The 24,086-nt window shown below is 64.7% G+C and carries 21 protein-coding genes; 3 read left to right on the top strand and 18 right to left on the bottom strand.

Annotation, left to right across the window (positions count from 1 at the left end; genetic code table 11):
* The 10 genes from HV796_RS19020 to HV796_RS19065 form a co-directional block, all read right to left on the bottom strand.
* A complete protein-coding gene (locus HV796_RS19020) occupies nucleotides 1-813 on the bottom strand; it encodes a tetratricopeptide repeat protein (protein WP_175228046.1) in 813 nt (270 codons plus the stop codon).
* A 14-nt stretch (nucleotides 814-827) separates the two neighbouring features.
* Entirely contained in the window at nucleotides 828-1,811 is a 984-nt protein-coding gene (locus HV796_RS19025; RefSeq protein ID WP_175228047.1) for a type II secretion system F family protein, read from the bottom strand.
* A gap of 2 nt (nucleotides 1,812-1,813) precedes the next feature.
* Nucleotides 1,814-2,827, bottom strand: a complete 1,014-nt coding sequence (locus tag HV796_RS19030) for a type II secretion system F family protein (protein ID WP_175228048.1) — start codon at nucleotides 2,825-2,827, stop codon at nucleotides 1,814-1,816.
* Nucleotides 2,820-4,223, bottom strand: coding sequence for a TadA family conjugal transfer-associated ATPase (locus HV796_RS19035; RefSeq protein ID WP_175228049.1), 1,404 nt, complete (start codon nucleotides 4,221-4,223; stop codon nucleotides 2,820-2,822). Before HV796_RS19035 ends, HV796_RS19030 begins: the two co-directional genes overlap by 8 nt.
* Nucleotides 4,224-4,229: 6 nt before the next feature.
* Nucleotides 4,230-5,534 (bottom strand): fimbrial protein, encoded by a 1,305-nt coding sequence (locus tag HV796_RS19040; RefSeq protein ID WP_175228050.1) that lies wholly within the window; start codon nucleotides 5,532-5,534, stop codon nucleotides 4,230-4,232.
* 124 nt (nucleotides 5,535-5,658) lie between these two features.
* Nucleotides 5,659-7,080 (bottom strand): type II and III secretion system protein family protein, encoded by a 1,422-nt coding sequence (locus tag HV796_RS19045; protein ID WP_175228051.1) that lies wholly within the window; start codon nucleotides 7,078-7,080, stop codon nucleotides 5,659-5,661.
* A gap of 128 nt (nucleotides 7,081-7,208) precedes the next feature.
* On the bottom strand, nucleotides 7,209-8,135 hold the full coding sequence (cpaB, locus tag HV796_RS19050; RefSeq protein WP_175228175.1) for a Flp pilus assembly protein CpaB: 927 nt from the start codon (nucleotides 8,133-8,135) through the stop codon (nucleotides 7,209-7,211).
* A 106-nt stretch (nucleotides 8,136-8,241) separates the two neighbouring features.
* Entirely contained in the window at nucleotides 8,242-8,721 is a 480-nt protein-coding gene (locus HV796_RS19055; protein ID WP_175228052.1) for a TadE/TadG family type IV pilus assembly protein, read from the bottom strand.
* Nucleotides 8,718-9,215: an A24 family peptidase gene (locus HV796_RS19060; protein WP_175228176.1), complete on the bottom strand. Its 498-nt coding sequence runs from the start codon at nucleotides 9,213-9,215 to the stop codon at nucleotides 8,718-8,720. The genes HV796_RS19055 and HV796_RS19060 overlap by 4 nt, the downstream gene beginning before the upstream one ends.
* Before the next feature lie 157 nt (nucleotides 9,216-9,372).
* Nucleotides 9,373-9,537 carry a Flp family type IVb pilin gene (locus HV796_RS19065; RefSeq protein WP_175228053.1) on the bottom strand — a complete coding sequence of 55 codons (165 nt, stop codon included), beginning with the start codon at nucleotides 9,535-9,537 and terminating at the stop codon, nucleotides 9,373-9,375.
* Between the two features lie 634 nt (nucleotides 9,538-10,171).
* Here HV796_RS19065 and HV796_RS19070 point away from each other — a divergent pair.
* The 3 genes from HV796_RS19070 to HV796_RS19080 all read left to right on the top strand — a co-directional run bounded on the left by HV796_RS19070 (nucleotide 10,172) and on the right by HV796_RS19080 (nucleotide 14,658).
* A complete protein-coding gene (locus HV796_RS19070) occupies nucleotides 10,172-11,596 on the top strand; it encodes a collagen-like triple helix repeat-containing protein (RefSeq protein WP_175228054.1) in 1,425 nt (474 codons plus the stop codon).
* 184 nt (nucleotides 11,597-11,780) lie between these two features.
* Nucleotides 11,781-13,463: a ShlB/FhaC/HecB family hemolysin secretion/activation protein gene (locus HV796_RS19075; protein ID WP_175228055.1), complete on the top strand. Its 1,683-nt coding sequence runs from the start codon at nucleotides 11,781-11,783 to the stop codon at nucleotides 13,461-13,463.
* A gap of 241 nt (nucleotides 13,464-13,704) precedes the next feature.
* Nucleotides 13,705-14,658 carry a DMT family transporter gene (locus tag HV796_RS19080; protein WP_175228056.1) on the top strand — a complete coding sequence of 318 codons (954 nt, stop codon included), beginning with the start codon at nucleotides 13,705-13,707 and terminating at the stop codon, nucleotides 14,656-14,658.
* A gap of 161 nt (nucleotides 14,659-14,819) precedes the next feature.
* Here HV796_RS19080 and HV796_RS19085 read toward each other — a convergent pair whose 3' ends face one another.
* From HV796_RS19085 to HV796_RS19120, 8 genes are all read right to left on the bottom strand, one after another.
* The gene (locus HV796_RS19085; RefSeq protein WP_175228057.1) at nucleotides 14,820-15,080 is read right to left on the bottom strand and encodes a hypothetical protein; all 261 of its coding nucleotides are present in this window, start codon (nucleotides 15,078-15,080) and stop codon (nucleotides 14,820-14,822) included.
* Nucleotides 15,081-15,524: 444 nt separating this feature from the next.
* Nucleotides 15,525-16,715, bottom strand: coding sequence for a zinc metallochaperone GTPase ZigA (zigA, locus tag HV796_RS19090; protein ID WP_175228058.1), 1,191 nt, complete (start codon nucleotides 16,713-16,715; stop codon nucleotides 15,525-15,527).
* A gap of 197 nt (nucleotides 16,716-16,912) precedes the next feature.
* Nucleotides 16,913-17,518, bottom strand: a complete 606-nt coding sequence (gene wrbA / locus HV796_RS19095) for an NAD(P)H:quinone oxidoreductase (protein ID WP_175228059.1) — start codon at nucleotides 17,516-17,518, stop codon at nucleotides 16,913-16,915.
* Between the two features lie 290 nt (nucleotides 17,519-17,808).
* The gene (locus HV796_RS19100; protein WP_175228060.1) at nucleotides 17,809-18,711 is read right to left on the bottom strand and encodes an aspartyl/asparaginyl beta-hydroxylase domain-containing protein; all 903 of its coding nucleotides are present in this window, start codon (nucleotides 18,709-18,711) and stop codon (nucleotides 17,809-17,811) included.
* Nucleotides 18,712-19,018: 307 nt separating this feature from the next.
* Nucleotides 19,019-20,656, bottom strand: a complete 1,638-nt coding sequence (locus HV796_RS19105; RefSeq protein WP_175228061.1) for a gamma-glutamyltransferase family protein — start codon at nucleotides 20,654-20,656, stop codon at nucleotides 19,019-19,021.
* 48 nt (nucleotides 20,657-20,704) lie between these two features.
* On the bottom strand, nucleotides 20,705-21,610 hold the full coding sequence (locus HV796_RS19110; protein ID WP_217477943.1) for an ABC transporter permease: 906 nt from the start codon (nucleotides 21,608-21,610) through the stop codon (nucleotides 20,705-20,707).
* The gene (locus HV796_RS19115; protein ID WP_175228062.1) at nucleotides 21,610-22,554 is read right to left on the bottom strand and encodes an ABC transporter permease; all 945 of its coding nucleotides are present in this window, start codon (nucleotides 22,552-22,554) and stop codon (nucleotides 21,610-21,612) included. Before HV796_RS19115 ends, HV796_RS19110 begins: the two co-directional genes overlap by 1 nt.
* Before the next feature lie 6 nt (nucleotides 22,555-22,560).
* A complete protein-coding gene (locus tag HV796_RS19120; protein WP_175228063.1) occupies nucleotides 22,561-24,060 on the bottom strand; it encodes an ABC transporter substrate-binding protein in 1,500 nt (499 codons plus the stop codon).
* Between the last annotated feature and the right edge of the window lie 26 nt (nucleotides 24,061-24,086).

The raw sequence follows: 24,086 nt of genomic DNA on the forward strand, positions 1-24,086 counted from the left end.
TCATTGCGCGAACCGCTGCAGCAGCGGCGCCACGGGTTCGCTCTCGTGCGCACTGGCGACCGGCTGCGCGCGAGCGTCCTGTGCGGAGGACCGCGCATGGCTCGCCGCGATCCGCACCCGCGCCGTCTCGTCGCGAATCCGCGCGCGCACCTCGGGCGACAGCTTCTGAGCGTCGATCAGCGCCTGCGCCTGCTCGTCTTGTCCATCCGCGCTCAGATACAGCACGACATTGGCGACGATCTTCGGATTGCGGCTGTCGAGTTCGACAGCCTTCAGCAGTGGCACGCGCGCCCCCAGAATATCGCCGGCGCGCAGTCGCGCATAACCGAGGTCGGACAGCGTCGCCGCATCGGTCGGCGCGAGCTGTACCGCCTGCTCGAGCTGGCCCGCTGCAGCAGCGAAATCGCCCGCCGCGCCGGCCAGCAGGCCGAGTCCGCGATACGCGCGTGCGGCAAGCGGCGTTGTCAGCAACTGCCGGTACGCGTCCGCGCTCGCGGCCGGCTGGCCGGTCGCACGCAGCGCGTCCGCACGCAGCAGAATCGAATCGGGCGTCGCACCGGATTGCCTGTCGTATGCGTCGATATGAGCGAGCGACGCGTAATAGAGCCCCTGAGCCTGCATCCGATCGATCAGTGCGAGGTACATGCCGGGCGTGTCGGGGGCCGGCTCCCGCTGAGTCTGTTGCAGCTCCGCTGCGCGTTCGGCCTGCGGCCCGACCCCGTAGCCGGCCGGACTGACCGAGCACGCGCCGCACAGCACGCACGCGAGTCCCACCAGCGCGCAGCGCGCCGCTCCCGCGAACGCATTTTTCATTCGACAACTCATGATCATTTTCCTTGGCGATGCTGAGAGTAAGCATGTTGCGACAGCGAATGCAGCACTGCGAGCACGCCCGGCCCCGCGGTCACAATCAGAAGCGCAGGAAGCAGCGTGACGATCATCACGCCGGTCATCTTCACGGTCAGGCGTCCGATTTTTTCGCGCATCAACGCGCGACGCCCTTCGCGCAGCCGGTCGCCGAACTGCCTGAGCGGCTCCTGGACCGCTCCGCCATGACGGTCGACCTGGATCAGCAACCGCACGATCGCCCGCAGGTCGTCGTTTTCGAAGCTCGACGCAAGGCGCTGCAGCGACTGCTCGCGCGTGCGACCCGCGACGAACTGGCGCTGTGCGATTTCCAGTTCACCGCACAGCACCGGCAGCATGCGGCGAAAGTCGTTGATCGTGACCTGCAGACTCTGGTCGAGCGATAACCCGACGCCCTGCAGCAGACGCAGCAGATCGATCAGCACCGGCAGTTCGTCGACGACCGCTTCGCGCCGCGCCACCGCGCGCCGCTTCACGAAAATCTTGGGCAGCATGAAGCCGCACACCAGCGCGACAAGCAGCACCGCCAGATAACGCGGGCCGGCGACACGACCGTCCGCGCACACGGCCGCGACGGCCGGCAGCACGCACGCGCAGCCGAGCCGCGCAATCAGAAAGAGACCGCGCGCCCGCGCGTCGACGAAACCACACTGCTCGAGCAGGCGCCGGTCTTCGTTTGCGACGATCAGGCGCCCAGCCCGCGTATCGAGCCAGCCGATGCCGATTCGTGCCGCGCGTTCGAGCGCACCGCGGGCCGGTCGCGCGCGCGGCCCCGCAACGGTTGCGGAAGCAACGGTCTGCGCCGCGTGCCGTTCGAGCGCACCGGCAAGCGTGCGCGCGCTGCGCTGCCCGGACGCAATGCGCCGCAGCAGCGAGCCGGCCAGCAGCAGCATCGCCAACGCGGCGAGCACGAGCGCGACAACGGCGATCCGGTCGGGTGCCATACTCACTTCCTCAGCCGCGCGAGCCGATACAGCAGCAGCACGCCGACCGACTGCAGCCCGAACGCGGCATAGACGAGTTCGCGTCCGGTGCTGTCGTGCCACATCGACGCGAAGTAGCGCGGGTTCGACAGGATCAGGAACCCACCGATGCCGATCGGCAAAAGCGCAAGCACCCACGACGACAGCCGCGTCTCCGCCGACATCGCCGACAGCTCGCGCTCGGCCTGTTCGAGATCGCGCATGAACGTGGCCATCCGGTCGAGCATCGTGTCGGCGCGGCCTCCATACTTGACCGATAGGCGCAGCACGGAGCCGACCATTTCGAATTCGCTGACGCGATAAAGCTCGCTGGCGTGCTGCAACGCGTGGTCGATCTCGACCCCGGTGCGCAGCATCCGCGATACGTGATCGAGGCACTCGCGCAACGGCGCCTCGGCGACCTGCACGGCTGACTGGAAAGCGGCCGGCACGCTGTTGCCGAGCACGACGAGCCGCACGATGCCGTCGAGAAACGACGGCAATTGCCGCACGATGCGCCGGCGCCGCGTGCGCGTGCGCCACGCCAGCAGCACATACAGCGCGACACCGCAGACGACGAGTGTCGCGCCCGCCGCAAACGGACCACCGAAAGCGGCCGCGAGCATGCTCAGCAGCATCCCGCACAGGACGGCGGCAAAGAGCGGTGCGCGCAGATCGGCGAGGCCGGCACGGCTCAACGTGCCGTGAAGCGCGCCGGCCGCCGTCGTCATCAGCGTCTTCCAGCGCCCGCGCCGCCTCGCACGGCCAGTTGCATGTGCGGTCGCGCTACGCGGCGCATGCGGGCCAGTGCCGCCGGCTCGCCGGACGGCCGCGGCGTCGGTAGCCGCGCCGCGCGCCGCGGCGCCGGCGATATGGCTGTCGATGAAACGCTCCGTGCTGCTGCGTTCGCTACGCTGCACACCACGCCGCGCGAACCATAGCGCCGCTGCCGCGCACAACAGCGCGAGCGCGGCAGCGAGCTGCGCAGCGCTAGACATTGAAGCCCCCTTTTCCACCAAAGCCGCCACCAAAGCCACCGCCGGGACCACCCTCGAACCCGCCGGCCTGATCGCCGAACGCGCTGCCGAAGCCGCCGCCCTGCGTGGCGCCCAGGTTCTGCCTGAAGCGCGCGAGTTTCGGCGAATGCGGATGAATACCGAGCGACGTCCAGCGGTCGATCTCCTCGCCTTCGGGTGTCGTCGCCGGCTCGTAGCGGTACAGCTCCTGGGTGGCGATTAGCGTGTCCGACATCCCCGTGACTTCGGTCACCGACAGAATCCGCCGCCGCCCGTTCGACAGCCGGCCGATCTGCACGATAAAGTCGATCGCATTTGCGATCTGCCGCCGCAAACTCGACTCCGCGCCCTGGAAGCCCGCAAAACCGGCCAGCATCTCGAGCCGGTACAGGCACTCGCGCGGCGAGCTCGCGTGCACGGTGCCCATCGAGCCGTCGTGACCCGTGTTCATCGCCTGCAGCATCTCGAGCACCTCGCCGCCGCGCACCTCGCCGACGATGATGCGGTCCGGCCGCATCCGCAGCGTATTGCGCAGCAGATCGCGAATCGTCACGAGACCGGTGCCGTCGAAACCGCCCGGCCGGCTCTCGAGCCGCACGACGTGCGGATGATTCAGCGACAGCTCGGCGGTGTCTTCGATCGTCACGACGCGTTCGCGCTCGGGAATGTGAAACGCCAGTGCATTGAGCAGCGACGTCTTGCCCGAACTCGTGCCGCCCGACACAAGCACATTGCAGCGCGCCTCCACCGCGGCTTCGAGCAGCGCGCCGATTTCCGCGTTATAGGTGCCGTTGCCGAGCAGATCGTCGGGGCGCAGCGGATCCTTGCGGAACTTGCGGATCGATAGCACGGGCCCGTCGATCGACAGCGGCTCGATCACCACATTCACGCGTCCGCCGTCCGGCAGCCGGGCGTCAACCATCGGATTCGATTCGTCGAGTCTCCGCCCGATCGGCGCGAGAATGCGCCGCACGATGCGCAGCAGATGCGCGTTGTCGACGAAGCGCACCGGAATCTTCGCCAGCATCCCGTGGCGCGAGACATACACGTCGTTGTAGCCGTTGACGAGGATGTCCTCGACCGTCGGATCGTTGAGCAGATCCTCGATCGGGCCGAAGCCCGCAAGTTCCTTGGTCAGCGCTTCGGCAATCGACCTCACTTCGCTTTCGTTGATCGGAATCCGCCGCAGCCGCACAAAGGCGTCCATTTCCATATCGACGAACTGATTGATTGCGTTGCGCGACCAGCGGCCGAACTCGGCGCCCAGTTCCTCGATGCGTGTGAGCAGATGCTCGTGCGCCGCATTCTTGATGTCCTGGAACTGCTGGCTATGAGCGAAGGCCGGCGCGTCGTCGGCAAATTCAAGGTCTTTTGCCATCGTCTATCACCACTTGCTCGAGGTTGGAATAAGGCGCCGGAGCGCGCCGAACACGTTTGCAGCGGCCGTCGAGCCAGCTGGCGCATGCGCGCCGCCGCGCGGCGCGTGGTTCGGACCGTCTGCCGCGCCGCGCGCGCCCGGTGCATCTTCCAGCCTCGCGGCGAGCGCATCGAGCGCCCGCACATACGGATCGCGCGGCGCCGCATCGACCAGCAACTGCCCCTGGTTCGCCGCGCGGCCGAGCGCGACGCGCCGATCCGGCAGATTCGCCAGCCATTCGATACCGAGTCGCTGCGCGATCTGCTGTGCATCGAGCCCGAGTTCGCCTTCGTAGCGGCCGACGATGAGTCGCAGCTTGTGTCGCAGCCGCTCGAAATCGGGCACCGCGCCGCGCAGCGCGTCGAGCATCTGCGCGGCCGATACGATCGACGCGACGCATTGGTCGCAAACCAGCCACGTTTCATCGGCGGCCTCGACGGCGTTCGCGATGAACTCGCTATTCGGAAAGCCGCCGAGATCGACGATCTGCTGATCGAAAAATGCGCGCAGCCGGTTCAGAAGACCGATCAACGCGGCACACGACACCTGGCGCAACTCGGCGAGGTCCGGCGGCAGTGCGATCACCGCGAGACCGCCCCCATGATGCGACAACGCGGTATGCACGAAGGTCTGGTCGAAGCGGCGCAGATTGCGCACCGCGTCGACCAGATGAAGTTCGCTTTGCATATCGAGCAATAGCGTGCCGTCGCCGGCAGGCAGGCCGAGATCGAATAGCAGCGCCTCGCGGCGGTGCGCGGCGCCGCGCCGCTGCAATTGCACCGCGAGATGGGCCGCGAGCGTGCTCACACCGACCCCGGCGCGTGCGCCGAGCAGCACGGTGAGCCGCCCTTGGCGCCTCACCGGCGCGACGATGCTGTCGATCACCTTGCGCACGATCGCGTGCGCGTCGTGGGGCGCCGCCGCCAGGTCGATGAAGTCGCGCACGCCCGCGCGCAGCGCGGCGAGCGCACTGTCCGGCTCGGCGAGCGTGCCGACCGCGACCACCGGCAGCTCCGGCGACGCCGTGCGCGCGGCCTGTACCGCCGCGCTCGCCGCTGCGCCATGGCCTCCGGAAAAATCGACGAACACGAGCGGCGGATTGACCACCGCAATCCGCTGCGCGAACACTGCCGGCTCGAGCGCCACCTGTTCGAGCGTCCCGGCTTCGGCAAGCGCGCCGGCAAGCCACTGTGCGTGCCGCTCGACACCCGAAGCAAACACGAAATATTCCGCGGCCGGGTGTTCAGTCAAGCCATTGACTCTTGTGTTCATCGTGCACCTTCCTTTGCGATCCCTGCCGGCCGAACCCCCGCCGCCGCGGGTGTGTGCAACATGTCGCATCACACAGCAGCGCGCGGCCCGGCATCGCGACCGGCATGACTACGCGCTTGCGTGTCTACTTCGAAAAACCCGGCGCCGCATCCGTCGACAACGCGCCACCCAGCAATGAACGCCATACCGGCCCGTCGCGCTGCTCGGAACGCGCGCCCGGCGTATCGGGCAGCGCCGCGCCTTTGGCGAGCGGCGACACCAGATGCGGCGTCACGACGATCACCAGTTCCTTGTCGTTCTGCTGATAGTCAAGCTGCTTGAAGAACGCGCCGATCACCGGCAGGTCGCCCAGCAACGGCACCTTGTTGACGTTCGACGAGGTCTCGCGATCGATCAGCCCGCCGATCACGAAGCTTTCGCCATCGCCGAGTTCGACCGTCGTGTCGGCGCGCCGCGTCGTGATCGCCGGCACCGAGATACCGTTGACTGTCACCGCGTGAACAAAGTCCAGCTGGCTCGCTTCAGGCGCAACCTTCAGCGCGATCCGCTCTGGGCTCAGCACGGTCGGCGTCAGCGTCAGCCCGACGCCATAGGGCTTGTATTCGATCGACGTCGTGCCGAGCGCCTCTGGCACTGGCACTGGAATTTCACCGCCCGCGAGAAAACTCGCGCTCTGCCCGGACAGCGCAACGAGGGTCGGCTCAGCCAGCACGCGCGCGAGGTTATTGCTTTCCAGCACGCTCAGGTTCGCGAACAGGTCATGCGTGAGCGAACCGAACACGAGATTGAATGCGGACGAAATCGGCATGGTCGACTGGATCTGCACGCCGCCCGGACCGAGCGACGCGGATGTCAGCGACGATGGTGCGAACGACCCGAACGAGAAGCCGTTGTTCTGCTTGAAGAAGTTGAAACCGATCTGCTTGAGCACCGCGCGGCTGAATTCGACAACCCGTACGTCGACCTGCACGACCGGCCGCGCGGCGACAGTCGACACGTCGATCACGACGCCGCTCCTGCCGTCCTTGTCCTGTTGCGAGGCGCCGCTCCCGGTACGATCGGCCGCATGGTTGACCGCCTCGCTCGCCGCGGCAAGCGCACGCTGATGAGCTTCCATCGAAGCGGCGCTGCCCGAGATCACCGCATCGCCGCCGAGCACCGACACCGTGCCCGTATCGCCGCCGAGCAATGCCTGCGCCGCCGGCGTCACGACGCTGACCGCGATCGTTTCAGGCGTGTCGTTGCCGCGTTCCCACAGCATCACACGTGTCGTGCCCGCGCCCTTGCCGACCAGCAGCACGCCACCGCGTCGATTACCCTTGACGATCAGCACATCGGCCACCGACGGATCGCCTACCGCGACGCGCTGCAGCGAGCGGCCCTGCGCAAGCAGGCGCTGCTCGCCGACCGCCAGCTCGAGCGGCGCGGCATCGGTTGCCGATGCACGCGCGGCAGCCGACGCCGCGCGGCCTGTCCCCGGCGCGCCGAACACCAGCCCGGCGCACAGGCTTGCCGCGATGCTCACGGCAAGAAGGTGGTTTTTCATATTCGTCACGAACACGTACCGCTCTGCATATCCCGCCCTGCGCACACGCGCGACAAGGCGCCCCGAACCTCACGCGGCCCGCACGCGCATGAAGACGCCAGCAGGCGCTTCATCCCGCCCGAAGCCGCTCACCACGCAACGGTTTGCGTGCGCCCTCCCCGTATCACTTCAATATCGTGGCGCGCCCCCGCGACGATCCGCGCGGGCGCGGGCGTGCTGTCAGGCTTGACCGGCACCGCTGGTTTGCCCACTGCGTCACCCGATAACTGGTCGAGCGCGATGCCAGCAGCCGCACGCGTCGATGCGGACCCATCCGCCGCGGAGCCGGCGGCTGTCTTCAGCACGCCAACGAACGCGGGCAGCGCGGTGGCGTCGACCACCTCCGTGTCGCGCGGATTGCGCAGCGCAAGCACGAGCCGGCCCGCTCCTTCGGCGAGCGTCAATCGGTCGACGTCGGCAACCGGCACCGCTAGCACCGCCGTGCGCGCGGCCGCATTGGTCTGCGTGCCCGACTGCTCGCCGTCGCCGTTGCCGAACGCGACCACACGCATGCGCGACAGCAGCAGGCGCGCCTGGGTGCGCTCGACTTCGGCCGTGGCGCCGATCGCGCCATCGCGCTTCAACGTAAAAAACACGTCGACGAAATTGCCGGGCCGCAGCCGGTTCCCGACCGCGTTGCTTTCGTCGACGCGCACCGCCACCGCACGCTCGCCGGGTTCGATACGTTCCGCGAGTCCGGACGACAGTTGCGCATCGAGCACCGGCACCTGCACGCCGATCTCGGACACGGGAATCCGCCCAGCAAGCAGCGACGGATCGCTGAACGCGCCGGCCGGATTGATCGGCAAACGCTCGACGTGCAGCGCATCGGCGGCAATCGGCTGGCCGGCCGGCAATGGACGCGTCGTCACGACCACCGGAAAGCCTGCTTGCGCAACCGGTACGGCCGGCCGCACGGGCGGCGGCCGGTGCGCGAGCATCCACGCGAACAGGCCGAGCAGCAGTGCCGCGCCGAACAGAAGACCCGCGATGATCCGGTTCAGGTTCTGCATGATGGATAAGCAGCACGATTGATCGGCAACGCGCCGCACATGCGGCGGCATGCAGGCAGATGTGGCACAACCGATGACGCATGCGCCGCATACAGGAAGGTCTCACGTGTCACAGCAAATACCCCGGGTTGAGCTGAATCATCGCCGTGCTCGTCAACTGCGCGGGCAGCACGACGTCGAGCAGCGGCACCGGCGGCACCAGCGGGCGCGCCGCATAGTTGTAGTTGAGCGTGACGCTCACGCATTGCATCGTCGCGTCGTAGGTGCACGGGTTCGGCGTTGCGACGCAACTCGAACTCGCCGCGAGCCAGTTCTCCATTCCGGTCGCCGCCGCACAAGCGGCCGCCACCCGTTTCGCGAGCGCGTCCGCGACCGTGTCCGCCTGCTGGAAGTTGAGCGCCGCTCGCGCGCCCTCTTCGGCGGCAAGCGTCAGACTCTGCTGCGCGACGAAAATCAGACTGAACGTCACGATCGCGTAGAAGATGATGAAGAAAAGCGGAAACAGCAGCGCGAACTCCACCGCAGCCACGCCGCGCTCGCGGCGCGCGGGCAAAGCGCAAAGGTGCCGTGCGCAACAGACCGTCGTCATGGCGCCGCGCCTCCGGGCATGTGTACGACGAGGCAGATCCACGCGGCCGCGCTCAGACACGTCGCATAGGGTGTCGCCCGATAGCCGTGCAACTCGAAGGTCGGTGTGCCACGCCGGATGAGCGCCGCGACGCGCGTGCGCGTCGCGATCAGCACGCCCGCTGCATGCACGCTGGCGAGGAGGCTCGCTATCAGCCACAGTTCGGGCAGCAGTCGCAGGCCACACCATGCACCAAGCACGGCAAAAACTTTCACGTCCGCCGCCCCCATCACGCGCAGCGCGAAGAAGGGCAGTAGTGCGGCAAGCCCGGCGGCAGCGCCGAGCAGTGCGGGCCCCGCTGCGACGCCGAACGGCGCACGCGCGGTCAACGCGCTGGCCAACGCCACGGCCAGACCAGCCAGCACCAGAACATTTCGCACACGCCTGCCGCGAAGATCGCAGACGGCAACCGCCGCCGTCCAGACGATAAATAGCACGCGCTCGACCAGAACCATCGTCATAGAAAATCCGCCAGGCGAATCGAACGTTGTGGCCGCAACGACGCAGCCCACCGCCAGTCTCGTCACACGTGCAGAGGCCGCGCGAACGTCACACCGACGTTCGCGCTTCCAGGCTTCTATCTGGTTTGCCGTTCTGCCGGCGAGGACTACTTCACGACAATGCGGTCAGAATGCTCTGGAAGATCGTCTCGAGCTGGTTACCAATCTGCCCAACCGTTGTGGCAATGACGACTGCGATTAATCCGGCGATCAAGCCATACTCGATCGCGGTGACCCCGTCGCTTTCTCTCAGGAACTTCCCCATCAACATTTTCATTTTGGCCCTCGTGAATTATTGGCGTTTCAATTCATTTCACATAAACATCTATTAGCGATACGAACGAAGTTGCTCTCTCAACATCGTTGTGCACATTGCTTGTGCGTCCGCTTTCAAACAGCCTCTACTTTTCCTGCCAACACCCTGTCATTCGCGTGCGGTGTTTTCGATAGCACCTCCACGATGCCATCGCGAAGCGTGCCCCGTTTATAGCGCGGTCATTTTGGATAATAGATCGCTTGAACCACGATTTGCAACATCGTTGCGCACGCATCAAGTTTTCATAAGGGCATAACGGCAGTGTCACAGTGCGCGCATATGCAGTTAAACCCTGGCCCGGAGTGAATTCATTAATCGTGCATCCGGCAAATCATTTAAACCATCCATTACGCAATCGCGTTACGCCGGCGCGCGTAACGCGCGCGTGAATCGTTACGTTACGCCGGTGCGCAACGCATATTCGCGCGCATGTCTCGCTGCCCGTCCGATGGCGTTGCACATGCGCGCTTGCATGCCGCGGCGCACGCCAAACGTTTTACACCCCTAATCAATCGCCCTGCGGGGCCTGGTGGCACACCTGTTGCAGTAACAGGCGCTCAGCAGCACCCACAACACACGCGAATCCGAGGGCGATATGAAGACCACGACCATCAGCAATACGCTACACACCACACTGCTTGCCGCAGCCGTCGCTGCACTGCTTTCGCTCGGCGCCTGCGGCGGCTCAGGCACGTTGAGTCACGGCACCGGTGGCAGCGGCAGCGGGGGTGGCGGCGATACGACAGGCACCGGCGGCAATCCCAATGGAACCAGCGGCACCCCATCCGGCGGCGGCGATAGCAACGTCGGCGGCGGTAACTCGCCGAATCCGACACCGTCGCCCAATCCCACACCGTCGCCGACTCCGACGCCGGCTGCGGCGAATCAGGTGGGCGCAGTGGTCGGGAATACCGGCGGCGCCGTGTCCGATGTCGGCAATACGGTTTCAGGCATTGGCAGCGCGATCGGTTCGCAGACGCTGCCGGTCGTCAGCCCGCAGACGACTCAGGCATTGGGCGACGTCGTGCAGAATGCCGGCCATGCCGTCACGACGCTCGGCAACGGCATCGCACAAGGACTCGGACAACTCGGCGCGAGCAAGGACCCGGTCGGCACCACGGTGTCGAGTCTCGGCGGCGTCGTGAGCGACGCGGGCAAGACGGTGACAAGCGGCGGCAATCTCGTGACGAGCCTCGGCAGCGGACCGCTTGCACCGCTCGCCCCTGTCACGTCGGTAGTCGGCGGCGCAGTCGGCGGCGTCGGAACGGGCGTAACGAATCTCGGCACCACGCTCGGCGGCACACTGTCGTCGGCGCCGGTGCAGCAGGTCACACAACAGGTGAGCGCCGTGATCACGCCGATCACGTCGACGGTCGCCGCGACGACGCAGACGGTCGGCGATACCACCGGTCTCGGGAAGCCGCTCAACAACCTGCTGACTACCGTCGGAGGCACGCTCGTCAAGACGGGCGGCGCGCTCGGTACGACGAGCGGCAATAACCCGCTCACTGTCGGGCTTGGCGATGTCGTGGCCGATACCGGCAAGACCGTGATCGCGACCGGCGGCTTGCTGACGAACGGCGCGAACGGCCCGACCAATCCGCTCGCACCACTCACCGGGGCGCTCGGCGGATTGACCGGCGGCGCAGGAGGCGGCAGTGCGAACGGCACGCCCGGTCCCGTGGCGGGTCTTGTCGGTGGCGTATTGGGTCTGCCGGGCAAGACACCGGGCTCGAGCGGCGGTGCTGGCGCCGGCAATGCGGGCAACGCAGGCGGCGGTTCGAACGGCGGCAAGGGCCTGCTCGGCGCGGTGGCCGGACTGGTGCCGGCGATCGCCGGCAATGTGTCGGTCGCGGTCACGCCTCAGGCGAGCGCCGGCGGCGCGAGCCACGCGAGTCCGCCGAGCCCGTCGGCCCCAGGCGGCGGCACGAAAGCGGGCAACGGCCCGAATCCGTTAGCAGGACTCACGTCCGCAGTGGGCGGCCTGCTCGGCGGCCTTGCGCCCGCGGCACGCAAGTAACACGTCTACGATCACACGCGCTGCGTCGAGCGGAGCGTGTGACGCTGCTTCAGTGCGCCGTTCGAAGAACGATCGGCAGCCGCTCGCAGCGCAAGCGAAGCGACGGCGCTCGATAAGCCTGCAGCGCCGGTTCGCTCGCGCGGCATAGGCAACAAAACAAGATCGACCAACGAGTAGAACAATCATGAGAACGGGGAAAATACAATGGGCGCTGCTCGTTGGAGCGGCGCTCGCGAGCACGGGCCACGCGCAAACGCGGCCCGCCGTCAGTGGCAACCCAATGGACGCGCTTCCGCAAATCAACGCGCCGGACAGGCCGAACGTCACGGTGCAAGTCGAAACGCAGACGCCGCCGCTACAGCAACTGCTCGCACGGCATCTGACGCCATCGAAGATCGAGGTCGAGGGCGTCAGGTCGATTCCATTCGACGATGTTGCAAGGCGCTTCACACCGCTCGTCGGCAAGGACGTCACCATCGGCCAGTTGATCGAGGTCGCCGACGGGGTCACGAAGCTCTATCAGGAACGCGGCTATGCGCTGTCATTCGCGTTCATACCTGCGCAGACATTCGAAGACGGTGTGGTGCGTGTGACGGTCGTCGAAGGCTATGTTGCGCAGATCAAGCTGACCGGCAACGCCGGCGCGCTCGAGCAGCGCATCCGCGCGCTCGCCGCGCACATCAGCGCGGACCGGCCGCTACGGCGCGCGACCTTCGAACGCTACATCAACCTGATGGGCCGCCTGCCGGGCATCAAGGTCGGCGCCAACGTGCCGCCGCCGCAGAACACCGACGGTGCGACGACGCTCGAACTCACCGTCGAACACAAGCCGTTCGACGTCAGCACCGGCATCGACTTCAACCGTCCGGGCGTGCAGGGTCTCGTGACGGTTGCGACAAACGGGCTGACGCCGCTCGGCGAACAGTTGAGCGTATCCGCACTGCTGCCGAAGGGACGCGACAACGTCACTTACGTCGCCGCGCACGGTGGCTTGCCGATCGGCAGCGACGGCGTCGCGGCCGCGATCGATGCGTCGCATTACCGCGGCAATCCGACAGATAATCCCGGCCTGCCAGCCAATATCCAGCGTACGGTGATCAACGACAAGCTCGGCGCGTCGTTGACGTGGCCGGTCATTCTATCGAATACGCGCAATCTGACCGGCTCGTTGACCGGCTATGCGTCGCATGACGAAGACCGTTATCACGACGAGGACACAGGCGCACAGATCGGCTTGCGTTCGCAGATACGCGTGCTGCAATTGCAGGCCGACTATGCGCAAGCGGACGGCAGCACAGTGCGCAAGGCAAGCATCAACATCGCGAAAGCATTCGACATTCTGGGTGCATCGAAAGCCGGCGACTCGAATGTGCCCGGCACGACGACGCAGAACCCCGCATCGATCACGTTCGTGCGTACCGGCGCCAGTGTTTCGCAAAGCGATCAGTGGCCGCTCGGCATCGGCACGACGATCGCCGCGACCGGCCAGTACAGCCCGGACTCGCTGCCGACCTCCGAACAGATCTCGTTCGGCGCGCAACGCTTCGCACTCGGCTATCAGCCGGGCGAAACGTCGGGCGATTCCGGCTGGGGCGCGTCGTTCGAACTGAACCGCGCGTTCGCACCCGGCTTGAGCTGGCTGCGCACGATTACGCCTTACGTGTCGTTCGATATCGCGCGCGTGTACCTGCACGCGGGCACGCCGGCGCCGTCCCGTCTGTCATCGATTGCGCTTGGCCTGCGGATTTCCGACGCAAAGTACTACAGCCTGGATCTGTCGGTCGCGAAAGCGGTGGGGGATGCGCCGATCGAGAGCCCGTCGCGCAGCCCACGGATCAATGCGACGTTTTCCTACCAGCTGAACTAGATGGCGCGTGGTGCGCCAGCCGGTTCGCCTGACCCTTATCGTTCGTGCCGGCCGCCAAGGCTGCCGATGACACGTTGAACTGTATTTCCCCAGTGACCGGCCGCCTTCGCGACGCTTTCAGGCCCGATCGCGCATTCCATTATCATGTCGACTTACCGCGTCATTCACAGCGCCATGCCGCGCTGCGTCGATCCGCTTCGCACTGCTTCGTACAACCGCTTCGCTACGAGAACGCTTCCGCTTGAAAACCACGACTCGACAACACCTGCGCGCCAATCTGCTCATGCTGATTGCCGCGATCATCTGGGGCTCGGCCTTCGTTGCGCAACGCCTGAGCCTCGATACAATCGGGCCGTTTCTGTTTACCGGCCTGCGCTTTCTGCTCGGCGCTGGCGTCGTGCTGCTGTTGCTTGCATGCATGCGGCCGCTGATCGCGGCAAAATCGCAGGCTGCACGCGCGCAGACCTTGTCGCCGAATCGCGCCGTGCTGATGCGTGACGGCGCATTGCTTGGCCTGCTCCTCGCCGCGGCAATTTCTCTGCAGCAGATTGGTCTGCAGTACACGAAAGTCGCTAACGCCGGCTTTATCAGTTCGTTGTACGTGGTGATCGTGCCGCTGATGGGCGTCGTACTGCGCCATCAAACCGCGCTCGGCACCTGGCTTGGCGCGGCGCTGGCCGCCATCGGCATGTACTTTCTGAGCGTCGATGAGCACTTCTCGATGCTATACGGCGACTGGTATCAACTGGCCGGCGCTCTGGTGATTTCCGCCCAAGTTGTGCTCGTCGGGAAATTCGCGCGCCGGCAGGATCCACTCGTGCTCGCGCTCGTCCAGTTCGTTGCATGTGGACTGATCTGCAGTGCGATCGCCCTTGCGTGTGAACCGATCCGTGTCGCCGACATCGTGCGCGCCGCACCGACCATTTTGTATGGCGGCGCGCTGTCGGTCGGCGTCGCATACACGATTCAGGTGGTCGCGCAGAAAGACGCGGCGCCTGCGCATGCAGCGGTGATCTTCAGCATGGAAGGCGTATTCGCCGCGCTTGCCGGCTGGCTCGTGCTCGGTGAAACGCTAACGGCGCGCGCGACGTTCGGCTGCGGTCTGATGCTGATCGGGCTGATCGTCTGCCAGGTGTTGCCGATATGGCATGGCCGCAGGCAAGCTGCATCGTCCGGCTGTGAGAGCGTTTCCTGAGCCGCGCCAGACGCGATCGATGGATCTCGATAGCCCAGATGAACAACCGATCCGTGAGCACAAGGCCGCGCAGTACTGAGGCAGGCATCGCACCTTCCGGCGAGCCGCCGCTGCGCAACCGCTGCGCAGCCGCTTGCGCGACCCGGTCTGTGCGCCCCCCGTTATGCGGCTTCAGCGACAAATCGTTCGGGCAAGCGTCTCGGCCTGTCGATGGTCGGTGGAAACACGCACCAGAAACCATCGCTATGCCTGAAAAAGAAGAGCGCGCGCAACCCATCGGCTGACAGCGTTTCGACGCGAACGTAACGTGTACCGTCACTGCGTGTGCGGCTGAACTCCGTGACCCGCACCGGTCTCGACGGCACCGGCGCCAGCCACTTATCAACCAGGAAACGCAGCGACTGCTCGCCGGCCGCTCTCACGACGTCCTCCAGCTCGGTTTGTCCCGGATCTCTTCCCGAGCGGTGTCCGGACTATCCCGTTCGTCCTCTTCTGCTTCTAGTTCCGCCAGTTCCATCTCACGGATCACTGCGGCGGCTCGCAAGGCCCTGCAGTTGGTCGAATGTCGGATATCGGAAAGCAACCGAACCATTTGTCGTGCTGTTCTGCGTTTCATTGCACACCCCCGCACTGCACAAAAGACTTGATAAAGCACTTTAACTTTATGCCTGGATTACCCGCCGCTGTATAGTTTTTGACGAAATAGCAACAGTCGGTTTTCAATTAATCGGTATCGGGCTCCAGTGCGATCACTGTGCGCTCGCGAGACTGCACAGGTCTGTGCGCTGGCAACCGCAGCGGCAAAGGTACTTCAGACAAAAAACGACGTGACTGGCATCCAATATGCTGTAACGGGCGATCAAAAGTCACTGACGCGCCCACGACGGAAACGGATCGTCGAACGCGAGCCAGCCATCCACGCCGAGTGAGAGTTCGTCATCCCCGAGCAGGCAGGCATCGAACCGGGCTCTGAGTGCGGCCTCGTTCATGTTCGTCCCGATCAGCACGAGTTCCTGCTGACGATCGCCGAAGGGGGCCTGCGAGCGGCGCCTGATGATATCCAGCGCCTCCGGGCTTTCCGGCCACATCGCTTTGGGCACCGCGGCCCACCAGGTTCCCGCGCGCTGGTGACGCGAGATGGCCCCCGCCTGCGACCATTCGCCGACCAGATCGTGACGTGACGCCAGCCAGAAATATCCCTTCGAACGGACGACGCCGGGCCACTCCTGTTGAATCCAGTCGAACAGGCGCCGCGGATGAAAGGGCCGACGTGCGCGATAGACGAAACTCGTGATCCCATACTGCTCGCTCTCCGGGATATGCTCGCCGCGCATCTCCTTGAGCCAGCCCGGTGCTTGCGCCGCCGCGTCGAAATCGAAGAGACCGGTGTTCAGAATGCGCTCGACCGGCACACGCCCAAAGTGGCTTTCGATGATCTGCGCACGCGCGTTCAGCGCGCGCAACACGCCCTTGATACGCTCGAGATCCGACGCGCTAATCAGGTCGGTCTTGTTCAGCACGATCACATCGCAGAACTCGACCTGCTCGGTGAGCAGATCGACGACCGTGCGCTGGTCCTCGTCACCCATCGTTTCGCCGCGGTCGGCGAGAAAATCATGCGAGCCGTAATCGCGCGCAAAGTTGTACGCATCGACCACCGTGACCATCGTATCGAGCTGCGCGATATCGGACAGGCTGTGGCCTTCTTCATCGCGAAAGGTGAAGGTCTCGGCCACCGGCAACGGTTCCGAAATGCCGGTCGATTCGATCAACAGGTAGTCGAAGCGCCGCTCTTTCGCGAGGCGCTGGATCTCGACCAGCAAGTCTTCCCGCAGCGTGCAGCAGATGCAGCCATTGCTCATCTCGACCAGCTTCTCGTCGATATGCGAGAGCTGACTGCCATCGCGCACGAGCTGCGCATCGATATTGACTTCCGACATGTCATTGACGATGACGGCCACGCGTTTGCCTTCGCGATTATTCAGAACGTGATTGAGCAGCGTGGTCTTGCCGGCGCCTAGAAAGCCGGACAGCACTGTGACGGGAAGCTTGTTCATGGATCTCTCGTGCAAAGGGTTCATTGAAAAGACAAAGCCAGTTACCCAATCCACGAATGTTATAATATAACAATCAATCCATGCAAAGCCGCGCACAAGGCAAGCGCGCAAGCTATGACACGCTATTGCGCTCGCCGTCTTGCATTCAACGCTTGCCCGCGCCGTGCGGCACGGGTCGAGCCCCGCCTACTCCGCCGCTAATCGAACAATCGCGCGGCGATCCCGGCGACATGCTTGCCCTGGTAGCGCGCAATATCGAGTTCATTTTTGCTGGGTTGCCGGCTGCCGTCTGTCGCCGCAAGCGTCGTCGCACCGTACGGCGAACCGCCGCTGATTTCTTCCATGTTGACGAGCCCCGCACACGCATACGGCACGCCGACAATCACCATCCCATGGTGCAGCAAGGTTGAATGAAACGACGTGATGGTGGTTTCCTGCCCACCGTGCTGCGTTCCCGTCGACGCGAACACGCTGCCGATCTTGCCGACCAGTGCGCCCTTCACCCAGAGGGCGCCGGTCATATCGAGGAACTGGCGCATCTGGCCCGCCATGTTGCCGAAACGAGTCGGCGTGCCGAAGATGATCGCATCGTAGTTCGGCAGCTCGTCCTGGGTCGCGAGCGGCGCTTTCTGGTCGAGCTTCACACCAATCTTCGCAGCCATGTCCGGGGAGATTGTTTCGGGCACGCGCTTGATGTCGACGGCCGTCGACGCGCCCGCCGAACGTGCGCCTTCTGCGACGGCGTCGGCCATCTGTTCGATGTGTCCGTACATCGAGTAATAGAGCACCAGAATTTTTGCCATTTCACTCTCCGGGATGAGGCGACGCGCGGCATGGCGGCGCGCGCGTCGGCCAGTTCGATGGAAGACTTCGGACGTCCCGTGCGGCTGTGCAACCGGGCGAGCAAGGACAATGGAAAACAGCAAACAGCGCCAGATGCCATGCAAGAAGCAGCAGCCTGACCGCGCGAGAACTTTTAAAGTGATAGCACTGACAGGCAGCTAAACAAGGTCATTCTTGTGACTTTCGTCTTATCCGGGCGTGGCAAGCCGCCGCGCATACGGATGTAATAGTCACGCAAGGCCGTGCGGGTTCAGATCAGATAGAACGCGCTGGCAATGATCGAGCCGAACAGTGCCCATTTGACGATGTAATAGGTGGGGCGATGCCACGCCTTGATCTTCTTGCCGACCCGGCGAATCGCGTAGACATATTTGAACACCCGGTTCAGCACACCGGTGCGGTCGCCCGCCGCGTTCGGCGACATCGCCGCACGCATCAGCGTGTGCGACACGAAGCGATTGACCGCGGCCGCCCAACGGAACCGCATCGGCCGCTCGATATCGCAGAAGAGCACGATGCGCGACACGTTCGTGTCGTTCTTCGCGTAGTGGATGTAGGTCTCGTCGAAGATCACCTGCTCGCCATCGCGCCAGTAGTACTGCTGGCCGTCGACATCGATATAGCACTTCGGGTCTGCGGGCGTCACGAGTCCGAGGTGATAGCGCACCGACCCCGCGTACGGGTCGCGATGGCGCACGAGGCTTGCGCCCGGCGGCAGCTGTGCAAACATCGCAGCCTTCACCGACGGAATGCCTTGCAACAGCTTCGTCGTGAACGGACACAGCGACTCCGCGGACGGATGCGGCGTGTCGTACCACTTCAGATAGAAACGCCGCCAGCCGGTCTTGAAGAACGAATTGAAACCGATGTCGGAGAAATCGGGCGCCGCGCTGATCTTCTGCGATGCATCGACCGCGAGCGCCTCCTCACGGATGGTTTGCCAGTGGGCGCGCAACGGCTCGAGTTCAGGAAACCACGACGACTCGATATATGGCCGCGCCTTGATAGGCGACAGCAGATAACACCAGATGTTGATCGGCGCGAGAAACGTCGAGTGGTCGGACAACTGGCGCCAGAATCTGAACCGCTGGGTGCCGCGATTGAACACATAGGCCGCGCTCATAACGAACCATGCAAGGACAATCCACCGCATTGTGACTCCGGTATTTTTTTCCTTAATGAGATTGTCAGAAAGTCTAGCGGAGATGCGAATTGGATGCATGTACGTTCGCTAACTACAAGACTTGCAACGGGAAATGGGTGCGCGGCGGCAGGCGGGCTGCGCAGGCAACAGAAGGTCACCGGCCGCTCGATCGCATTCCAGCGATCACGGTCCGGCGCGTAGGCGGTGGGTCGAGCGGTGGGTTTGAAGGAAACCCCGCGGGCGGGAGAGCCAGCTCAACGCCGCCCGCGAGGTGAAGGTGAAAGATAAAACGCGCGGCTCGCCGCCGCGCCGCCGCTCAGAACCCTGCGGCCAGCCCGTCACGGCGGCTGTCGCTCGCCGCGACGTAGCCGCGCTCCGGCTCATCGCGATCGAGCCTCCAGATGTACTGGCCCGAACCGAAGTCCATATACGGATCGTCGAACGACTTGATCTGGTGGCCTCGCTGCTCCAGTCCGCGCACGCACTGCGCATCGAGCGTCGACTCGACATCGATCGTGAAGTCGCGATTCACCTTCCAGCGCGGCGCATCGCACGCGGCCTGCGGTTGCTGGCCGTAGTCGAGCATCCGCACGATCGACTGCAGATGACCTTGCGGCTGCATATCGCCGCCCATCACGCCGAAGCTCATCACCGCCTCGTCGCGGCCGTTCACCTGCTGCGTGAGGAACGCCGGGATGATCGTATGGAACGGCCGCTTGCCGGCTTCGACGACGTTCGGCGACTTCGGATCCATCGAAAAGCCGCAGCCGCGGTTCTGCATCGACAGGCCGTAGTCCGGCACGACGACGCCTGAGCCGAAGCCCATATAGTTCGACTGGATAAAGCTCACCATCATGCCGCTCTCATCGGCCGCCGACATATAGATCGTGCCGCCCGCCTTCGGCATGCCGAAATCGAAGTGCGTCGCGCGCTGCGGATCGATCAGCTTGGCGCGCGACTTCAGGTACGCATCGTCGAGCATCTGTTCGGGCGTCACTTCCATCGAACGCGGGTCGGCCACATAACGATAGATATCGGCGAATGCGAGCTTCATCGCTTCGATCTGCAAATGCTGCGATTCGACGTTGTCCACTTGCAGCGACGCGACGTCGAACTGTTCGAGAATGCCGAGCGCGATCAGCGCCGCGATGCCCTGCCCGTTCGGCGGAATCTCGTGCACCTTGTAGCCGCGATAGGTCTTCGAGATCGGTTCAACCCAGTCGGCGCGATAGTCGCGCAGGTCGGCCGCTGTCATCGCGCCGCCATGCTCGCGCGCGAACGCGGCGATGCGCTCGGCGATTTCGCCTTCGTAGTACGCGCGCGGACCCTGTTCGGCAAGCAGCCGCAGCGTCTTCGCGTGACCCGGGTAGCGAATCAGCTCGCTCACTTCAGGCGCACGGCCGCGCGGCATGAAAGTCTGCGCGTAGCCCGGCTGGTCTCTCAGCTCCGGCACCGCGGCCGCCCACTTGTGCGCGACCACGCTCGCCACCGCATGGCCGCGTTCGCAGATCTCGATCGCCGGCTCCATCAGGTCGGCAAACGGCAGCTTGCCGAACTTCTTATGCAGCGCTTCCCAGCCGGCGATCACGCCCGGCACGGTCACGGTGTCCCAGCCGCGCTTCGGCTGGATCGCGACGCCGTTCTCTTCACCATACTTGCGCTTGAAGTAATCGACACTCCATGCGGCCGGCGCGGTGCCCGATGCATTGAGACCATGCAACTGGTTGCCGTCCCAGACGAGTGCGAACGCGTCGCCGCCGAGCCCGCACGACACGGGCTCGACCGCCGTCAGCACCGCGGCGGCGGCGATCGCCGCATCGACTGCATTGCCGCCTTTCCACAGCATCCGCAAGCCGGCCTGCGCGGCAAGTGGATGCGATGTCGAGACGATGTTGCGCGCGAACACAGGCAGGCGCTGCGTCGGATAAGGGTTCTGCCAGTTAAAACGTGTCATGAAAAACTCAAGCGGATGAAAGTAATGAAAGAGGCCAGCGACGCAACACTACGACTCGCGCGGATCGAGCGCATCGCGCAATCCGTCGCCTAGCAGGTTAAAACCTAGCACAGCGAGGAAAATCGCGACGCCGGGGAAGACCGACAACCATGGCGCCTGGCTCACGAAATCTTTCGCGGTGTTCAGCATCGATCCCCACGATGGCGCCGGCGGCAACTGCCCCAGACCGAGAAACGACAGGCTGGCTTCGGCGATGATCGCGGTCGCGATCGTCAGGCTCGCCTGCACGATGATCGGCGGCAGCACGTTCGGCAGGATATAACGCACGATGATCCGCGTATGACCAAGACCGATCGCGCGCGCCCCTTCGACATACTCCTCCGCCTTCACCGCGAGCGCCTGGCCGCGCGTGAGGCGCACGAAGCGCGGCATCGCCGAGATACCAATCGCGGCCATCGCATTCGTCAGGCTAGGGCCGAGGAACGCAGCCAGTGCGATCGCAAGAATCAGGAATGGAATCGACAGCAGCGCATCCGCGATGCGCGAAATCACGCCGTCGATCAGCTTGCCGAAATAGCCGGCCAGCAAGCCGAGCGGCAGACCGATCGCGACCGCGATGCATACCGACACAACGCCCGCCAGCAGCGACGCTCGCGCGCCATAGAGCAGACGGCTGAACACGTCGCGGCCGAGCTCGTCGGTGCCGAACCAGTGCGCGGCCGACGGCGGTTGCCGCACCGTCAGAAAGCTCGCCTGCACCGGGTCGTAATGCGAGAGCCACGGCGCGAACAGCGCCATGCAAACCGTGAGCAGCACGAGCGCGGCGCCGAACACCGCCGCGCGATTGCGCATGAACTTGATGAGTCCGCGGCGCTTGCGGCGCGGCAGCGGCGCCGCCCCGGCAGCGCGGGCAGCGGGCGACGGCGGACGGACAGGAGCGGCGGGCGTAGCCATCAGCTGTGCCTCATTCGGGGATTGAGCACGATATACAGCACATCGGCGCACAGATTGACGACGATAAACGACAGCGCGGTGACAAGCACGACGCCTTGCACGACCGCATAGTCGCGATTGAACACCGCATCGACAATCAACTTGCCGAAGCCCGGAATCGTGAACACCTGCTCGGTGAGCACCGCGCCTGCGAGCAGTTCGCCGAACAGCAGCGCGAGCACGGTGACGATCGGAATCAGCGCATTGCGAAAGCCGTGCTTGACGACCACGGTCGTGCGCAACAGCCCTTTCGCGCGTGCCGTGCGGATGTAGTCGGTGCGCAGCACGCTCAACATCGCGCTGCGCGTATGCCGCATCAGTTGCGCACCGAGCGCGGCGCCCAGCACGAACGCGGGCATCAACATCGTCTTGATGCTGAGCCAGAAATCCTCGCTGGGCGGCACATACCCGGACGACGGCAGCAGATGCCAGCGCACCGACACGAGAAAGATCAGCATGATGCCGAGCCAGAAGTTCGGGATCGACATACCCGACAGCGCGAAGATGTTCGCGCCGTAGTCGAGCGGGCCGCCCCGGCTCGCGGCGGAAATCACCCCCGCCGGAATGCCGATGCCGATCGCGAAGATCATCCCCATCACCGCAAGCTGGATCGTCACCGGCAGCTTTTGCGCGATTAGCGACGTGACCGGCACATCGGTGCGCAGCGACGCGCCGAGATTGCCGTGCAGCACGTCCTTGACCCACAGGATGTACTGGGTCGGCACCGGCTGGTCGAGGTGATATTTGACGCGCAGCGCCGCGATCAGCTGCGGGTCCTGATCTTCGCCGGCCATCGCCATCACCGGGTCGCCGGGCAACAGTTTCTGCAGGCCGAAAATCAGCATCGACACCAGAATCAAGGTCGGCACCGCGACCAGCAGACGATTGGCGATGATCCTCAACATGATGCTTCAGCCCTTGATGCTGACGCCGGACAGGCGAATCAGGCCGTCCGGATAAGGCGTGAAGCCTTGCACCTTCTTCGACAGCACGAACGGCCACGGCTGCACGTAGATGTACAGGATCGGATCTTCATCGGCGAGGATTTTCGCGGCGCCGTCGTACTGCGCCTTGCGGTCCGCGACGTTCAGCTTCACGCGCGCGGCGTCGAGCAGCTTGTCGACTTCCGCATTGCAGTACTTGCCATAGTTCAGATTGCCCGCGCAGGTGTTGAACTGATGCAGGTTGCCGTCCGGATCGACGCGGCCCGACCAGCCGTTGTACATCGCCTGGAAGTCGCCGTTGTGCGCGGCGTTCAGTTCGGCCGCGTAGTCGGTCGGGCGCAGCTTCAGATTGAAGCCGGCCTCGCCGACCATCGCCTGCAGCATCTGCACGATCTGGCCCGACACCGTGTTGTTCGGGTACGTGAACTCGATATCGACATGTTCGTGGCCAGCCGCCTTCAGCAGCGCCTTCGCCTTCGCCACGTCGCGATGCGTGAGCGGCAGCGACGCGTCGAAATACGGGCTCGACTTCGGCAGCGCCTGGTTGGCCGGCGTGAAAATGCCCGCGCCGACCACCTGGTTGATCGCGTCGCGGTCGATCGCGAGATCGAATGCTTCGCGCACACGCTTGTCGCGCAATGCCGGATTCACCCGCGAGCCGTTGTTGAGGTTGAACGTAATGTTATAGAAGCCGAGGCCCGCGATCGACACGAGCTGCAGGTTCGCGTCGCCCTTCACCGCGCTCACATCCGACGGCGCGACCCGCTCGAGCATATCGAGCGACCCCGAACGCAGATTCGCCAGCCGCACGGTCGCATCCGGAATCGGCAGGAACGTCACGCGCTGCAGCGGATACTTCGCGGCATTCCAGTAGCCGTCGAATTTTTCGAGCACGACGCGATCGTTCTGCACGCGCTGCACGAACTTGTACGGACCGGAGCAGACCGGATGCGACGCGACGCTCGCCGGGTCCGCGAAGGTCTTCGGCGACAGCATCATGCCCGCGCGATCGGACAGCGTCGCGAGCAGCGCAGCGTCCGGCTGCTTGAGCACCAGCGACACCGTGTCGTTGTCGACCACGGCGACATGATCGATCGACGCGAGCTCGCTCTTGCGATTGCTGGTCGGCAGCGTCATGTCGCGCTCGATGTTCGCCTTCACGGCCGCCGCGTTGAACGGCTCGCCGTCGTGGAATTTGACGCCCTGGCGCAGCTTGAAGGTGAGCGTCTTGCCATGGGCGCTGGTCGTCCACGAGGTCGCGAGCATCGGCACGATTTTCAGATCCGGCGTGATGTCGACGAGCGAGTTGCACAACGACGCGAACACGATGCGGTCGACAAACTGCACGCTGCGCGCAGGATCGAGCGAGCCGATGTCGTCCTGCAGGCCGATCCGGATCTGACTGGTCTGCGCCATCGCGGCGGACGCGCTCAGCGCGAGCGCCGCGGCAATCAACATTCTTCGCATGCGGTCTTTCCTTTCTTTCCCGGTTC

This window comes from Paraburkholderia humisilvae (assembly GCF_902859855.1).
Classification (GTDB): domain Bacteria; phylum Pseudomonadota; class Gammaproteobacteria; order Burkholderiales; family Burkholderiaceae; genus Paraburkholderia; species Paraburkholderia humisilvae.

What these genes read in the sequence shown, in the direction of transcription:
- HV796_RS19020 (WP_175228046.1), bottom strand. Translation starts at nt 813, where the DNA reads ATGAAAAATGCGTTCGCGGGAGCGGCGCGCTGCGCGCTGGTGGGACTC.
- HV796_RS19025 (WP_175228047.1), bottom strand. Translation starts at nt 1,811, where the DNA reads ATGGCACCCGACCGGATCGCCGTTGTCGCGCTCGTGCTCGCCGCGTTG.
- HV796_RS19030 (WP_175228048.1), bottom strand. Translation starts at nt 2,827, where the DNA reads ATGTCTAGCGCTGCGCAGCTCGCTGCCGCGCTCGCGCTGTTGTGCGCG.
- HV796_RS19035 (WP_175228049.1), bottom strand. Translation starts at nt 4,223, where the DNA reads ATGGCAAAAGACCTTGAATTTGCCGACGACGCGCCGGCCTTCGCTCAT.
- HV796_RS19040 (WP_175228050.1), bottom strand. Translation starts at nt 5,534, where the DNA reads ATGAACACAAGAGTCAATGGCTTGACTGAACACCCGGCCGCGGAATAT.
- HV796_RS19045 (WP_175228051.1), bottom strand. Translation starts at nt 7,080, where the DNA reads ATGAAAAACCACCTTCTTGCCGTGAGCATCGCGGCAAGCCTGTGCGCC.
- HV796_RS19055 (WP_175228052.1), bottom strand. Translation starts at nt 8,721, where the DNA reads ATGACGACGGTCTGTTGCGCACGGCACCTTTGCGCTTTGCCCGCGCGC.
- HV796_RS19060 (WP_175228176.1), bottom strand. Translation starts at nt 9,215, where the DNA reads ATGGTTCTGGTCGAGCGCGTGCTATTTATCGTCTGGACGGCGGCGGTT.
- HV796_RS19065 (WP_175228053.1), bottom strand. Translation starts at nt 9,537, where the DNA reads ATGAAAATGTTGATGGGGAAGTTCCTGAGAGAAAGCGACGGGGTCACC.
- HV796_RS19070 (WP_175228054.1), top strand. Translation starts at nt 10,172, where the DNA reads ATGAAGACCACGACCATCAGCAATACGCTACACACCACACTGCTTGCC.
- HV796_RS19075 (WP_175228055.1), top strand. Translation starts at nt 11,781, where the DNA reads ATGAGAACGGGGAAAATACAATGGGCGCTGCTCGTTGGAGCGGCGCTC.
- zigA (WP_175228058.1), bottom strand. Translation starts at nt 16,715, where the DNA reads ATGAACAAGCTTCCCGTCACAGTGCTGTCCGGCTTTCTAGGCGCCGGC.
- wrbA (WP_175228059.1), bottom strand. Translation starts at nt 17,518, where the DNA reads ATGGCAAAAATTCTGGTGCTCTATTACTCGATGTACGGACACATCGAA.
- HV796_RS19100 (WP_175228060.1), bottom strand. Translation starts at nt 18,711, where the DNA reads ATGCGGTGGATTGTCCTTGCATGGTTCGTTATGAGCGCGGCCTATGTG.
- HV796_RS19105 (WP_175228061.1), bottom strand. Translation starts at nt 20,656, where the DNA reads ATGACACGTTTTAACTGGCAGAACCCTTATCCGACGCAGCGCCTGCCT.
- HV796_RS19110 (WP_217477943.1), bottom strand. Translation starts at nt 21,610, where the DNA reads ATGGCTACGCCCGCCGCTCCTGTCCGTCCGCCGTCGCCCGCTGCCCGC.
- HV796_RS19115 (WP_175228062.1), bottom strand. Translation starts at nt 22,554, where the DNA reads ATGTTGAGGATCATCGCCAATCGTCTGCTGGTCGCGGTGCCGACCTTG.
- HV796_RS19120 (WP_175228063.1), bottom strand. Translation starts at nt 24,060, where the DNA reads ATGCGAAGAATGTTGATTGCCGCGGCGCTCGCGCTGAGCGCGTCCGCC.